Origin of the sequence: Streptomyces sp. NRRL S-378 (genome assembly GCF_000720645.1) — a bacterium.
GTDB lineage: Bacteria > Actinomycetota > Actinomycetes > Streptomycetales > Streptomycetaceae > Streptomyces.
The window spans coordinates 97,539-111,663 of record NZ_JOBX01000008.1 but is presented as its reverse complement, the minus strand read 5'-3'; the positions used below and the strand labels follow the sequence as shown (position 1 = coordinate 111,663).

General features: G+C 72.5%; 10 protein-coding genes and 2 pseudogenes. 9 read left to right on the top strand and 3 right to left on the bottom strand.

Annotated elements, in window-relative coordinates; genetic code table 11:
* Positions 1 to 50: 50 nt before the first annotated feature.
* The 3 genes and pseudogenes from IH80_RS47120 to IH80_RS0107925 form a co-directional block, all read left to right on the top strand.
* Positions 51 to 611, top strand: a pseudogene (locus IH80_RS47120) (dihydrofolate reductase family protein); the annotation flags it as partial.
* Positions 612 to 1,016: 405 nt separating this feature from the next.
* Entirely contained in the window at positions 1,017 to 1,466 is a 450-nt protein-coding gene (locus tag IH80_RS0107930) for an SRPBCC family protein (RefSeq protein WP_030958820.1), read from the top strand.
* A gap of 618 nt (positions 1,467 to 2,084) precedes the next feature.
* A complete protein-coding gene (locus IH80_RS0107925; protein WP_158943314.1) occupies positions 2,085 to 2,609 on the top strand; it encodes a hypothetical protein in 525 nt (174 codons plus the stop codon).
* Positions 2,610 to 2,871: 262 nt separating this feature from the next.
* Here IH80_RS0107925 and IH80_RS0107920 read toward each other — a convergent pair whose 3' ends face one another.
* Positions 2,872 to 3,285, bottom strand: a complete 414-nt coding sequence (locus IH80_RS0107920; RefSeq protein ID WP_030958818.1) for a hypothetical protein — start codon at positions 3,283 to 3,285, stop codon at positions 2,872 to 2,874.
* Between the two features lie 892 nt (positions 3,286 to 4,177).
* Here IH80_RS0107920 and IH80_RS0107915 point away from each other — a divergent pair.
* Both IH80_RS0107915 and IH80_RS0107910 read left to right on the top strand, forming a co-directional pair.
* Entirely contained in the window at positions 4,178 to 4,984 is an 807-nt protein-coding gene (locus IH80_RS0107915) for an SGNH/GDSL hydrolase family protein (RefSeq protein ID WP_030958815.1), read from the top strand.
* 110 nt (positions 4,985 to 5,094) lie between these two features.
* Positions 5,095 to 5,670, top strand: coding sequence for a hypothetical protein (locus tag IH80_RS0107910; RefSeq protein ID WP_234432157.1), 576 nt, complete (start codon positions 5,095 to 5,097; stop codon positions 5,668 to 5,670).
* An 834-nt stretch (positions 5,671 to 6,504) separates the two neighbouring features.
* Here IH80_RS0107910 and IH80_RS0107905 read toward each other — a convergent pair.
* The gene (locus IH80_RS0107905; RefSeq protein WP_158943312.1) at positions 6,505 to 7,836 is read right to left on the bottom strand and encodes an LPXTG cell wall anchor domain-containing protein; all 1,332 of its coding nucleotides are present in this window, start codon (positions 7,834 to 7,836) and stop codon (positions 6,505 to 6,507) included.
* A gap of 576 nt (positions 7,837 to 8,412) precedes the next feature.
* Positions 8,413 to 9,711, bottom strand: coding sequence for a pyroglutamyl peptidase (locus tag IH80_RS0107900; RefSeq protein ID WP_234432156.1), 1,299 nt, complete (start codon positions 9,709 to 9,711; stop codon positions 8,413 to 8,415).
* Between the two features lie 174 nt (positions 9,712 to 9,885).
* On the opposite strand from IH80_RS0107900, the pseudogene IH80_RS44580 reads away from it, so the two are divergent.
* The 4 genes and pseudogenes from IH80_RS44580 (at position 9,886) to IH80_RS0107885 (ending at position 14,111) form a co-directional block, all read left to right on the top strand.
* Positions 9,886 to 9,958 (top strand): annotated as a pseudogene (locus tag IH80_RS44580).
* Between the two features lie 78 nt (positions 9,959 to 10,036).
* Entirely contained in the window at positions 10,037 to 11,206 is a 1,170-nt protein-coding gene (locus IH80_RS0107895; RefSeq protein WP_030958808.1) for a hypothetical protein, read from the top strand.
* Positions 11,203 to 12,912, top strand: coding sequence for an ankyrin repeat domain-containing protein (locus tag IH80_RS0107890; RefSeq protein WP_051808930.1), 1,710 nt, complete (start codon positions 11,203 to 11,205; stop codon positions 12,910 to 12,912). Before IH80_RS0107895 ends, IH80_RS0107890 begins: the two co-directional genes overlap by 4 nt.
* Positions 12,909 to 14,111, top strand: coding sequence for an AAA family ATPase (locus IH80_RS0107885; RefSeq protein WP_030958805.1), 1,203 nt, complete (start codon positions 12,909 to 12,911; stop codon positions 14,109 to 14,111). Before IH80_RS0107890 ends, IH80_RS0107885 begins: the two co-directional genes overlap by 4 nt.
* The last annotated feature ends 14 nt before the right edge of the window (positions 14,112 to 14,125 follow it).

Genomic DNA, 14,125 nt, shown 5'->3' with positions numbered 1-14,125 from the left:
CGCGTGCGACACCACCGGTCACAGCGGTCACGGTGACGACGGACGCGGCAATGAGGGTGACGCGCGCCTACTTGGTACCGAATACGGGTGCCGCCCCTCAGGAGCCCGAACGGGATTCTCGGATCGGCAGGTGGGGGAAGACGGCGGCCACCGCCTCGGCGACGGCCTCGTTGTCGCCGGTCAGCGGGACCGGCGTTTCCTGCGTCAGTGGTGATGGGTCATGTGAGCGAGGACCAGGGTGGCGCCATCGGGGGCTGAAGGCGTCGTCGATGGCGCCGGCCGCGCCATCGGGGCTGAAGGCGTCGTCGATGGCGCCGGCCGCGCGCCTTCGGCGGCTTCGACGGAGCGAGGCAGCAGGATCTCTCCTCGTAGGCGGTGACGGCCTGGCCGAGGGTGCGGGAGCCCTGGGGTCGGCAGGGCGGCGCCACCTTCACCTTCGTGACCGACGGGACCGCCAGCGCACTGGCCCGGGCCCGCAAGGCCGCAGGGGACAAGACATCCAGGTCTCCGGCGGTGCAGACACCGTACGACAGTTCATCAACGCCGGGCTGCTGGACGAACTCCAGATCCACCTTGCGCCCCTCGTGCCCGGCTCGGGCGTCCGGCTCTTCGACGGCACTCCCTGCCCGGGCCGGACTGGTCCGCGCGCTGACACGCCAGGACCCTGCACATCAGATCGCCGTCCGTGTCCCCTCCCCGTCGGTGGCGGCCCACGCTCCCGGAATGAAGGGGTGGTGATGTCGGGGCCGACGGCTGGGCCCGTGCCCGGCAGCAGTGTTTCACCCTGCTGCGGCCCTCAGAATTCTGGCGCCCCTGCCGCTCCAGCTCGGCGAGGGAGCGAAGCGGACACCTTCGTCACCGGGCCGAGCCGGCCACCGAAGTTCCGGCCCCACCCGGTGCTGCGTCTTTCCGGGGGTGATGGAGTGGCCGAACGGGGGCAGCAGCACCGACAGGGGAAGAGCTCCCCGGGCACGGCCGGGCAACCTGCCTGGCCGGCGAAGAGGAAGGATGCTTCTGTGTCACAGGTCGAAGAGTCCGTCGAGGTCGACGTCCCCGTACGCACCGCCTACAACCAGTGGACGCAGTTCGAGTCGTTCCCGCACTTCATGGACGGGGTGGAGCGCATCGAGCAGCGCACCGACACCATGACGCACTGGGTCACGAAGATCGGCGGGGTGACCAAGGAGTTCGAGGCGGAGATCACCGAGCAGATCCCCGACGAGCGGGTTGCGTGGAGGACGCTGGGCAGCGAGGTCAAGCAGGCAGGCGTCGTCACCTTCCACCGCCTGAGCGAGAGCAAGACCAAGGTGATGCTGCAGCTCGACTACGACCCGGACGGCTTCGCGGAGAACGTCGGTGACAAGCTCGGCTTCGTCAGGCGGCAGATCACCGGCGACCTGAAGCGGTTCAAGGACTACATCGAAAGGCGTGGGCAGGAGACCGGCGCCTGGCGCGGCGAGGTCTGACCACGGCTCGCCCTCACCCGGGTGGACACCTGTCTCCCCGCACGGCACCTTGCGCACCCTCCGGAGCCTGGAACAGTCCATGCCCGGAGGGGCGCAAGGCAGAGACAGGGAAACCGGCGGAGCCGCGGCCCGATGCTGCTCCGCCCCGGGCAGACCCGTGGGGGAACGGATGGAGCCTCCGGAGCGGTGTGCGTCCCCACCGTCCAACGACGCGGCCGTCCCGGGGTTCCGGCCCCTTGAGGTGGCCGGGGGCCGACGTCGCGCGCCTGGTCCGGGGTGGGCCGGGCGGTGGCATGGACGGCGGGTGCGACCGCCAGACGCAGGGGCCGCTCAGGTTCTCGGTCAAAGGTCCCCAGGAGCACTTCGCGTCCGCGTTCGCGGGCGCACCCCACGGACCTGCGGTTCCCGGACCAGCCGCGCGGCAGGCACTGGGGTTGCCCGGATCGTCGGGTGGGAGGAGCTACTCCGCTGCCTCGGCGGGCTGCGTAGAGTACCTGCGGTCATCGAACGGAGAAGACGTTGGACGCGGTCGAGTTCCCTCTCAGCGCCCGGGTGCGCCGGGCCCGGCGCTGGCTCGTGGTCACGAGCGTGGCGGGGGCTGTGGTTGCGGGAGCCGCCGTGGCGTCTGTGGTGGTTGACGCTTCCGGCGGGATGCCGGTGTCGCGGACGGTTCAGGCGGGCCTGGTGCTGGTGACGCTGTTCCTGCTGCCCGTCGCGTGGGTGGGAGTGCGCGCCGCCTGGGCGCTGCGCGGGCGTGCCGAGCTGTTCGCCGCCGCCAGTGAGCATCGCCGGCGTCGTCCCACCGACCGGCAGTTGGTCGACCACCTGCGCGACGAGCACCCGCTCACCCCTCTGTGGTGGATGCTGGCCGTCGTCGGCGGCCTCGGCACGCTCTGCCTCGGGTTCGCGCTTCCGTTCGCTCTGGCGGGCGGGGCCCTGCTCGCCGGTGCACTGCTCGGCGCAGGGCTGGCGGCTTCCCTGACCGTGCTGGTCCTCGCCGTGCCCGGGATCCGCCGCGCCAACCGACAAGGGGCGCTGGACCGGCAGCGGCGCGGCGAACTGTGGTCCCTGCCGAACGCCGTCGAACGCCGGCTCGCTGTCCCCCTCCTCGGCACCGGCGACGGAGCACACTCCGGCACCTGAGCACGCAACCCGAGGCGAGCTCTACAAGCGTCAGCGAAGACGGCCAGCGCTCAGAGACTGACCACGACTGGTCAAAGGGACCAGCAGCCGGCAAACCCGCAGGTCACACTGCAACAAAGCGGCGGCCAAGGCGGCCGATGGCGCACGAGCCGCTTCTCCTCAGTCTCTCCGGACGAAATGGCCATGTCCCTTCCTCCAACATGCCGCACGTGGGGGCTGGGGCCCAGCGCCCCCGCAGATACCCAGGCGTCTGATGCGTGGGCTACGGGCTGTTGATGCCGGTGGCCCCTGCTCGCGCGGCGGCCGCCTCCACCAGCAGGGACCAGCCGTCGACCTCCATCGTCCGCCGCTCCCCCGGCTGCCACCCACGGGCCATCGCCACATCGAGCAGGGCCCGCACGGCGCCCGGCTCGTGCAGGTTCAGGTCTGCCCCCCGGGTGAAGCCCACGTCCCCCGAGCCGAAGGGAGCCCCGCCCGGGACGTAACGGCCGGAGCCGTCGGCGAAGACGATGCGCAACGGGCTTCCGGTGCCAGCCGGCTGCGGGAACAGCGTGAGGGTTTGGCAGCAGTCCACGGCCCGGCCGTCGCCGTCCCGTCGGTGGCTGTGGCGCATGGTCCACATGAACACGCGTCCGCCGACGACCAGCCGCCGGGGCTTCTTCGAATGGCGAGGCACGCAGCCGAGGGTACGCCGCCTGATCCACGAGGTGCGCAGCAAGGTACGGATGAACGTGCTCAGCTTGCCGGCCCTCCAAGCGCCGTCTTGTGAGGACCTAGGGAGCCTCGGGGCAGAAACTCCTGGCCTGAGAGCCGGAGAAACCTGATGATCGACGCATGAAACGAGGCGCCTTGGACGACATCCCCCTGTCCACGCTGTTTCCCGGCCTGTCGCCTGCTGGCGTGGAATCCCTGAAGGACGGGGCTAGCTAGCCGACGGGATGTCGATGGGGAGACGTCTATTTTGGCTGATCAGGCCACGTTGGCATCGCGCGCGATGGCGGCGAGTCGGTTCTTGGGTCGGTAGCTGGGGCCCAGTCCTTACACGCTGAGACGGCCGTCCTCAGCTCGCTCATCCACGCCCCCCGCCTCACCTTCCGGGCAGCTGGTGAGTGGGGCGCTGCCGCCCCCGGCGGCCCCGTCGCGGCCCCGTCGCGGGCCCCGAGGGATGCCCAGGCGGTACCGGTGGCCTCGTGCTCGGGCGTGACGCTCCGCAGGTCGGCCAGCGGTCGGCAGGCGGGGCCGGCCGTCGTGACCACGCTCGACAGGGGACGGCCCGGGTCACGCAACGGTCGGCCAACGGACCCGTCATCGCGACACCGACCACGCCCATCCCTGGTCGAGCGCGCACACGGGGCCGCCTCGAGCTTTGCGGTGCGGACGAAGTTGGCCGCCTCGCCGGTGGCTTCCGGGGTGGGCGGAGCCCTGGCGCGCAGGGCGCAGGGCGAAGGGGAAGCTCGCGGAAACAAACAAACCATTGCCCACACCTATCGCCAGGGACTCCACCGCTGCTAGAAGAGTGACGCTTCAACAACTCCTGTTCCCCACAACACATCAAGGAGTTCTTTGTCATGTTCGCGACACGCGCGAGACGGGTTCTGCCCGCTCTGCTGGCCCTTGCGGCCGCGGCGACTCTCGGTCTGGCACAGCAGGCCTCCGCAGCCGCGGCGGCGGGAGAGCGCTTCGTCGCTCTCGGCGACTCCTACTCCTCAGGGGTGGGCGCCGGAAGCTACTTGTCCGACAGCGGTAGCTGCCAGCGCAGCAGCAAGGCCTATCCGTCCCTGTGGGCGGCGGCCAACGCCCCGGCCTCGTTCTCGTTCACCGCCTGTTCGGGAGCCACGACCGGTACGGTCAAGAGCAACCAGCTGAGCCCGCTCAACAGTTCGACCACGCTCGTCAGCGTCACCGCCGGCGGCAACGACGTGGGGTTCGCGAACGTCATGCAGACCTGCGTCCTGCAGAGCGAGGCGACCTGCGTGAGCGCCGTGGACAACGCCATCGGGCAGATCAACGGCACCCTGCCCGGGAGCCTTTCGTCCTTGTACGGCGCCATCCGCAGCAAGGCCCCCCAGGCCCACGTCGTCGTCCTGGGGTATCCCCGCTTCTACCAGCTCAACGGCACTTGCATCGCCGGCCTGAGCGAAGTCGAACGTGCTGCAATCAACCGGGGCAGCGACGCTCTCAACGGGATGCTCGCGAAGCAGGCCGCCAACGCGGGATTCACCTACTCCAGCGTCGTGGACGAGTTCACCGGCCACGAGATCTGCTCGGGCTCGGCCTGGCTGCACAGCGTCTCGGTGCCCGTCTCCAACAGTTACCACCCCACGGCCGCCGGCCACTCCGGCGGATACCTGCCCGCCTTCCGGTCCGCCGTGTGACCGTTCCCGCCGACATCCCCGGGGTCTGCCACGCTCAGAGGTCCACGCGGGTAGACCCCCGTCAAGCACCGCTCTCCCCTTCCGCGATCCGCACCCGGAGGAAAAACCTCATGAAGACCGCCAAGGCTCCCGCCGGCCCCCGGGCCGGCGAGACCGCCCAAGACCGCACACGCAGAGGGACGCTCCGCTCCGTCCTCACCGCCCTCACCCTCGTCCTCGGCGCGCTCTTCGCACCCGGCGTCGGGGTCATCGGCGGGGCCGGCGAGGCCGAGGCTGCCACCAAGATCAGCCACGCCACCGCCACCTCCATGTTCCGCAGCTCCGCCATCACCTGGTCGTCCTCCGGCGGCTGCTCGGACCGCAACAACCCGACCTGCACGTCTTTCGAGCAGCTCAACCTCGCCACGGCGAAGGGCGCCCAGACCCTCAAGAGCGCCAGCGGCTGCTCCTTGAACATCACCGGCGGCACGGAGACGGGCCACGCCGGCGGTACCTACTCGCACTGGAACGGCTACAAGCTCGACTTCAGCAAGTACACATGCCTGGGGAACTACATCAAGAACACGTTCACCTACATCGGCGTGCGCGGTGACGGCGCCCCGCAGTGGAAGTCAGGAGCGGGCAACGTCTACGCCGACGAGGGCAACCACTGGGACGTGACGTTCTACAACTGCGGCGGCTGCTGAGTCGGAGCGCTCTCCATAGAGTTCCGGCGGTATCGCGTTCCCCCCGCCGCACTGCCGGTCCCGATCTCCCTCGGGTGTCGGGACCGGCGCCGTGTCATCGTCGCCGGCACTCCTGGCAACCAGCGCGTACCGCCGGGAACGGCCGTCGGGCGGCGCGTCCGCGTAGACGACCACCCCCTCGCCCCGTCCGAAGGGGCAGACCCATGGCCCTCGCACTCGGCCCGTGACCGGCATGGTCCGCGCACGTCCCGCCGTCGCCGGTAGAACAGTGACAAGGGGGGTCTCAGCCCGCGTGGACCCCCAGCCGGCCTCGAGGCGCGGGCGGCGGTTGCGTGGCGGGGATGTCGCCGGAGCAGGCCGGCATCAACGCCCGGTGCCGCCCTGTGCACCCGAAGCACTGCGGCAACGGCCGTGCCGGTGAGGCGTTCTCCAGGCGTCATCGCCGCCGTGCCGCTGGATACTGCCGACCGGGCGGTGCCGTCTGACGTCTGACGTCTGACGTCTGACGTCTGACGTCTGACGTCTGACGGCAGCGCGGTCGAAGTCGCGGGGAACCGTCATGCCCTCGGTCAACGGGCCCCAGGCGCGCTTCGCGTCCGGCATCGCGGGCGCGGCCCCATGGACCGGCCGCCTCCCGCGCCCCCGGCGAAGCAGCAGGCGCGGCGGAAGCGGCGGCGGGCCCGGTCGGGACCGAGGGCCCGGGCGGGACCGGGGGGCGCCACCGTAGCCGGGAGCGGTGAGCGGCGTCGAGTCGTCCCGTGCGGGGCGTTGAACCGCCCCGCACGGGACTTGCCGACGCCCCTCGCGGCGCCGACGCCGACACGGCGTATGCCGTTACGCCGAACGGCGCCGCCGGGCCAGGGCGTACAGGGCTCCGCCGAGCGTCAGGGTCACGGCGGCGAGTGCGCCCGCGGTCTGCGCGGCGGAGCCGGTGTTGGCCAGGATGCCGCCGGTACCGCCGTTCGGGCCCGGAGTGTTGCCGGTGCTCGGGGCGGTGGTCGCGGAGGCCGAGGGCGAGGTCGAGGTCGAGCCGGACGGGCTCGGGGAGGCCGAGGCGGACGTCGACGGGCTGGGCTGCTGCCCGTCGGCCGGCGTCACGGTGATGGTGAGCCCGGCCGCGTTGTTGCGGAGGTCACGGTCGATGTCGGCGATCTTGAGATGGCCGGGTCCGCGGTCGGCCTTGTACCGGTACTCGCCGTGGTACGTGCCCGGCTTGACCCACGACTCGATCTTGAAGACCCCTTTGACCGAGCCGCCGGTCCCGCCGAACACCCGGCGCCCCTCAGGGCCCGGGCGGCCGCCGACGAAGCTGATGCCGGGCGGCAGCACGAACTCGGTTTCCACCACGTTGTCGTCGGCGGCCGTGGTGGCGACCGAGCCGGTGCCCTTGATCTGCCAGCCCGGATCGAGCAGCACCTGGCCGCCGGCCGGGCCGCTGCCGGTCGCCCCGTCCACGGTGAAGTCGGGCTGGTTCGCGGGGTTTTCGACCGGCACCTCGCGGCCCCAGAAACGCCACTCCTTGAACGGCTCGGCCGGTATGACCTTGATGGCGGCGGCGTTTCCCTTGACCCCGCCCTGCTGCGGCTTGTACATCGGCTGGCCGCCCGGCGTCCAGGAGACGTAGAAGAGGTCCCGCCACAGCTCCGGGGTCGCAGTGATGTTCAACCCCGTGTCGAGCCGGTAGTACTTACCTGGCTCGAAGGTGCCGGTGAAGCTGCAGAACAGGTATTCGTCACGGTACTCCCGCACGGGGTCGACCTTGAAGTGTTCGCAGTTCGACGGCCGTTCCTGAGGATTCAGTTCCAGGCCCGGCGGCAGGTGGACGCCCAGCTCCGCCCCCTGGACGGGATTGTCACCGGTGACTTTGAAGCCCAGACGGAGGCTCTGCTTCTGGCCGTTCTCGACCGTGGTGTCGAGGAGTTCCTCGGAGGTGACGAGACCGCCGACCGGGTCAGGGTTGCCCTCAGGCCGGTTCGAGCCCTGCTCACCGATCGCGGTGGCCGGCGTCACCGGGGTCGGCGACACCGGGGTCGGCGACACCGGGGTGGACGACACCGGGGTCGACGCCGGCGCTGCCTGGGCAGCGGTCGCGGCGCCCAACACCACCGTACCGGTGGCCAGAGCCGCTCCGATCCGCCGTGCTGCAATGCTGTGCGTGCGGTTCAACCGCATCAAGATGATCCCCCTCGCGTCATACGGGTCAGGCGTTCGAGCACGCCCGACTCCTGTACGACCGACGGGGGGCCCGATCGGTTGCCCCGGAATGATCAAAAAATGGGCGGCCGGGATCTCGACGACCGCTCTGGCGTACGGGCGTTGAGCGCGCGCGATGTCCGTGCGGCCCGCCTGAACCGTCCCGAGGACCCGGCCTCCACGGTGCGAGCCGCGCATCGGGCACACGGTCATCGGCGAATCGTTCGGGGAGGCCAGGGGGTCGCCCGCGGGTAGTGGAGCGGCACAACGGCACGGCGGCCCTGCCGGGGTACTGGGAGGGCCGCCGTCGTGTGCGGAAGGGGCCGCCGCGGCCGTACGGCCGGTTCCGCACCCACACCCTGCTCGGCATCCGAGCCGCCGACGGCCGGCCCGTGCCCGTGCACCTGCCCAGCAGCCCGCCCCGCGGGCACCCGGGTCGCCTGGAGCTGCCCTCCGGGCAAGCGGGAGGAGTTCGAGCTGACCGATGCGGTGCTGCCGGACGGCACCCACGGGGGTAGCTGACGCAGACGGGTGACAGCAGGCTGAGACCTATCGGAGTTCCTTCCCTGCCCCGGCGTGCTGGAGGATTGCGCGGACCTCTGCCGTGATGGCGCTCTCGTTGCGTTCGAACTCGGGGCCGGTCAGGACCTGGGGGTCGGCCGGCAGCCCGGTCAGTACCGGGGTGTGGAGGTGGCCGCCGGGCAGGTGCGGGGCCAGTTCGGCGCGCAGCCGGTTGGAGCGGTAGGCGACCTCGTTGGACAGGTAGCCGCCTCCGCCACCGGCCACGGCGCGTGAGCCGGGCGTCGGGCCGTCGGTGCGGTCGACGGGAGCCGTGCCGCCCGCCGGTATCTCGGTCACCTTGCTGTTCAGGAGGACCGGGTACGGGGTCTGTACGGCGGCGGTGACCGCGTCGGCGGGCAGCGTCGTGCGGATGAACTCCGGGCCCGGGCCGAGGCCGGGGGCCGTGACCGGGCGTTCGCGGGTGCCGCCGGAGAGGGCGTTCGCGTTGTCGGGGTACGGGTCGGCGGACCGCGCCCGCCCCGCCCAGTCCTCCAGGGTGAAGATGCCGGGGTAGCCCTGGCTGACGGTGGTGACGATGTCGGCCGCGGCGGGTCCGGCGGTCAGGTGCGGGGCGAAGGCCCGCTCGACCATGCCGGCGTCGAAGTCGGCGTACCGCACGGGCAGGACCACGGCACGGATCTCGGCCTGGCTGCCGTCGGCGAGGGTCACGCGCCGTCCGTTGAGCTGGAGGGCGGCCGAGCCGGACGGGTTGGCGCGGCGGATCTCCGCGTCGAGCCCGAAGGGGTCGAACCCGCTGATGAAGATCCTCCGTACGCCGGGCGCCGTTCGGAAGGCGTTGTCGGTGAGGCCGCGGGAGGCGTCCTCGAAGCGGGATCGGAGCGCCGCCCGGTCCACGGTGAACTGCGGCTGCCAGCCGGCGAGTGCGGCGGTCATGCCGAGTCGCGCCCAGTACAGCGGCCGGTCGTCCCCGGGGGCGAGGTCGCCGCCGGGCCGCTGCGCCTGGGCCCGGCGGACGGAGGCCTGCCAGAGGGCCTGGCCCCAGGATTCGAGGAGCCGTTCGGCCTCCGCGCGGCTGCGTGTGCTGCACAGGGCGGCGGGGAACCTCCGTACGAAGTCCCCGAAGCCGGCCCGCTCGACGAGGGCGGTGGTACGGGGGTCCGCGAGCCGGGCCTGTTCGGCGTCGAGCGCTACGGACGACTGGGGGCGGCAGGCGGACGGGCCGGCGGCGGTGGCGTGCGCGGGCGAGGTGACCGCCACGGGAAGGACGGTGGCGAGGAGGGCTGCGGCCGATGCCGCACGACGTAAGGACATCATGCGATGTGACATTACATAGCGCCTGCGACCCCCACCAGGCACACCGGCCGCAGCTGCCATGACTGGCTCAACTCCGCCACCGTGGCGTCCGGTCAGGCCTTTTCCCCCGCTTCACCGGCCCCTACACCCGAACGCCCAAACTGGTGATCGATTTTCGGCCACCCTATGGGTATGATCGCCGACAGCAAGGCCGTAGCGCAGAGGTCGTCGCGCCCACGCATCGAGCTGGAGGACGTCGGTTCGAATCCGACCGGTCTTGCGTCTTCTTTGAGCAGTATTCGTCTCTTCAAGTCGTGATGGACGCCGGGCACCGGCGAAGGAAACCGGTGGAGTGGTGATGACACAGCCGACACCCGTACGGTGCCCCGCGATCGAGCACCCCGATCTGCCGACGGCCGACCCGGCGGGCCTCGACCCGCTGCTCGCCCGGCTCGCCGCGGAACGCCCCGTCGAGACCGACGAGACCTTCCCGCTCGGCACCCTGCGCACCGACGGCCGCGTCGACCTGTGCAAGCAGGGCCTCGGCCCGGCCGGCGCCGCACGGCTGCTCCCGGCCGCCGCCGCCTCCGCGCACGCCACCCACCTGCTCCTCGGCACCAACGCCATCGGCGACGCGGGCGCCCGCATCCTGGCCGACGCCCTCGCCACCGACGCCCTCGCCACCGACGGCCACGCCACCGAGGGCCACGGGCTGCACACCCTCTACCTCGGCTGCAACCGGATCGGCCCGGACGGCGTGGGCTCCCTCGCCGGCGCGCTCACCGACGACACCACCGTCCGCGCCCTCTGGCTCAAGCGCAATCCGCTGTTCGCCGACGGCGCCCGCACCCTGGCCGCGCTGCTGCGCCACAACACCGCCCTGCGCACCCTCGACCTCGTCAACACCGGGATCGGCGCCGACGGCGTACGCCTCCTGCTCGACGCCCTGCTGGAACGCGAACAGCCCCTGGAGCGGCTCTTCCTCGGCGGCAACGGCCTCGGCCCCGACGCCGCCCCCTTGCTGGCCGCCCTCATCCGGGACGCCGGCGTCCGCGAGCTGTACGCCCCCGCCAACCACCTCGGCGACGAGGGTGCCGCAACCCTCGCCGCCGCCGCGGCCGATGCCGCGCACCCGGTCCGCTTCGGACTCGGCGGCAACGGCATCGGCGCCGCCGGAGCCCGCTCCCTGGCCGCCTCCCTCAGCGGTATCGAGGCGCTCGACCTCGGCCGGACCTTGTCCGAGCGCAGCCTCGGAGCCCCCGGCAACCACACGGGCGACGAAGGGGCGTACGCCCTGGCCGCCGCCCTCCCCGGCAGCCCCCTGCGCCGGCTGGAACTGCGCCACACCGGTCTGACCGGGCGGGGCGCCAAGGGCCTGCTCGCCGCCGTGCACGACGACAGCCCCCTGGAGTACGTCGGCCTGGGGCCCGGACTCCCCCGCCGGGTGAAGCGCTCCTTCAGCGAACGGCTCCGCCCCGCCCGGGCCTCCCACCCCGACGTGCGGGCCATCGGCAGCGTGTACCGATGAGCCCTGCGAACGCGGAACCCGTCGGCGGCTTCAGGGCGGAGGACGGCTCGGCCTGGCAGCGGATCCGCCGCTACGCCGTGCCGGGCTGGATGATCGAGCAGGCCACCGCGCACCGGCTGGCCGGTGACTGGCGGGCGGCCTGCGCGGCCGCCGCCGTGGACGTCGATTTCGATCTGCCCGACATCGAGGCCCGCTACGGCACGGCCGTGGCCGCGGCCGTGGCGGAGGACCTGCGGCACCTCGCCCCGGACCTGCTGCGCTGGCATCTGCCCCGGCTCCTGGGCGGCCGCACCACCATCGCCCCCGACCTGCGCATCGTCCTCGCCACCTACGACGGCCCCGGCGGGCCGGCCCTGTCGGTCACCACACCCGTCATGACCGAGGCCTCGCAGCGGCTGCGCCTGCACTGCGCGCCCGTCGTCATCAAGCGGAACAAGTACACGGGACGCGGTTTCGTCCCGGAGAACTGGACCGCGATCCGGCCGTTCTGGGACGCCCGCCACGCCTGCGAACTCGGCACGCGCTTCGCCGAACCGGACGGCCTCGCCGAGCGGATCGCGGGGCTGCGGGCCGCCGGGGACACGGTCGGCGCGTACGGGGCCGCGGGCATCACGTGCGACCTGACCGTTCCTCCCGCCCGGCAGTACCAGCGCCCGGCGGACCCGGAGGCCCTCCTCGCGAGGCTGCCCGTCGACCTCACGCGGATGGCGCCTGAGGTCGCCCGGCTCGTGGCCGCCGGCGCGGGCGGCCGGTACCGGCTCAGGGCGGGCTGGCCCTACTCGGCCGTACTGGAGCACACCGGCCCGGACGGTCTCCTGGTCCGCATCGTCCCGCAGGCCGGGGCGGCCTCCGTCCCGGCCCTGCCCCGGTACGCCTGGCAGCCCCTCCCCGACCTCGAACTGGTGCGGACGGGACGGATCTCCCCGCGCGAGCTGCATCCGCTGGTGGCCGCCGCCCTGTTCCCCGACGCCGGGCCGGTGACGGGCCCGCCCGGCCCCGACACGGACGGCGGGCCGGTACGGGTCCGCTGCCGCGGCGCATGGCACGAGGTGCGCTCGCGCGGCGGCGTGCTCGACGTGCCGCACTCCCCCGAGGAACAGCAACGGGAGCGCGCCATGCGGGCGTTCGGCGGCGCCGTCTCGGGTTGTTTCGCCGTGCAGCAGATCTGGACCACGGGCGAGGGACGGCTGCCGCGCGGCCTGCGGGCCCAGCGGCACGAGCTCTTCCTGCGCGCCCAGCACGGCGACACCCCCGGTGTCGTGGCACTGCTGGACGCGGGCGTGGACCCGCGGATCCGGGACGGTCGCCACCGCGGACTGCTGCACACGCTCCACCTGCTCGACCACGAGGTGCTCCTGCCACGGCTGCTGGCGGCCGGACTCGACCTGGAAGGGCGGGACAAGGCGTACCGCACCCCCCTGCTGTCCGCGGTGCACTGGGGCGGTTCGGTCGGCCTGGTCAAGGCCCTGCTGGCGGCGGGCTCCCGCATCGACGTCCTGGACGAGATGGACCTGTCGGTGTCCCAGGAGATCCGCCGCTACAAGCGGACCGATCTCGCCTTCCTGCGGGACCGCGTGGAGGAGGAGTTCCCCGGCAACGGCGCCGAATGGTTCGACGAGCACATGGAGTACTGGGAGAACGAGGACGAAGACGACGAGGAAGAGGACGCGGACGAAGACGACGAGGAAGAGGACGAGGACGCATGAGCGCCGCCCAGCCGTTGCAGCCCGCCCGGGCCCTGGCCGCCGCCGACGCCCTCGGCGCCCGGCTGGGCGCCACCCGTACCGAACCCGCCACCAACCCTCAACTGGAGGCGCTGGCACTGGCGGTGACCGCCAATCAGCCGGTCCTGCTGTGGGGCGAGCCGGGCATCGGCAAGTCCGCCGGCATGGAGCAGCTCGCGACCGCGCTCGGCGTACCGCTGGAGACCGTCATCGCCAGCGTCCACGAGCCCTCCGACTTCGCGGGGCTCCCCATCGTCGGCGACGACCCCGCCACCACCGGTGTCCCCATGGCCCCGCCGGACTGGGCGGTGCGCCTCGTCCGAACCGGCCACGGGCTGCTGTTCTTCGACGAGTTGTCCTCCGCCCCGCCTGCCGTCCAGGCGGCCCTGCTACGGGTGGTCCTGGAGCGGCGTGTCGGCAGCCTGGAACTCCCGCCGGCGGTACGGATCGTCGCCGCGGCGAATCCCCCCGCCAGCGCCGCCGACGGCTGGCACCTCAGCCCGCCGCTCGCCAACCGCTTCGTCCACCTCGACTGGACGCACGACCCGCGCACCGTGGCCCGCGGCATGGCCGGCACCTGGCCCGAGGTGGCGATCCCCACCGTCGATCCCGCCAAGGCGTCCGGTTCGGTCGCCCGTGCCCGCGGCGCCGTCTCCGGCTTGCTCACCGCCCGGCCGGGCCTGGTCCACCACATGCCGGCCGAGGCCGCCGGACGCGGCCGCGGCTGGCCCTCCCCCCGTACCTGGGAGATGGCCCTGCGGCTGCTGGCCACCGGGTACGCGGCGTCGACGGGCCGGGAGGCCCTGGCGGCCGCGCTCACCGGCGCCGTCGGTGAAGCGGCCGGGATCGAGTTGCTCTCCTACCTCGAACACCTCGACCTGCCCGACCCGGACCGGGTGCTGGCCGACCCGGACGCCTTCGCCCTGCCCGAGCGCGGTGACCGGCAGCTGGCTTTCCTGATCGCGGTGGTCGCGGCCGTGCAGAGCGAGCTCACCCGTCCCCGGTGGGAAGCGGGCTGGGCGGTCCTCGCCAAGGCCGTGGACGCGGGCGTGCCCGACGTCGCCGCCCGCGCCGCCGCCGACCTCGCGGCGATGCGCGACCTCGACTGGCCGGTGCCCGCCGGCATCGACGCCTTCGTGGAACTGCTCCAGCTGTCCGGCTCGCTGCCGGGCGGCGGCTGAATCCGGTCCGGCAG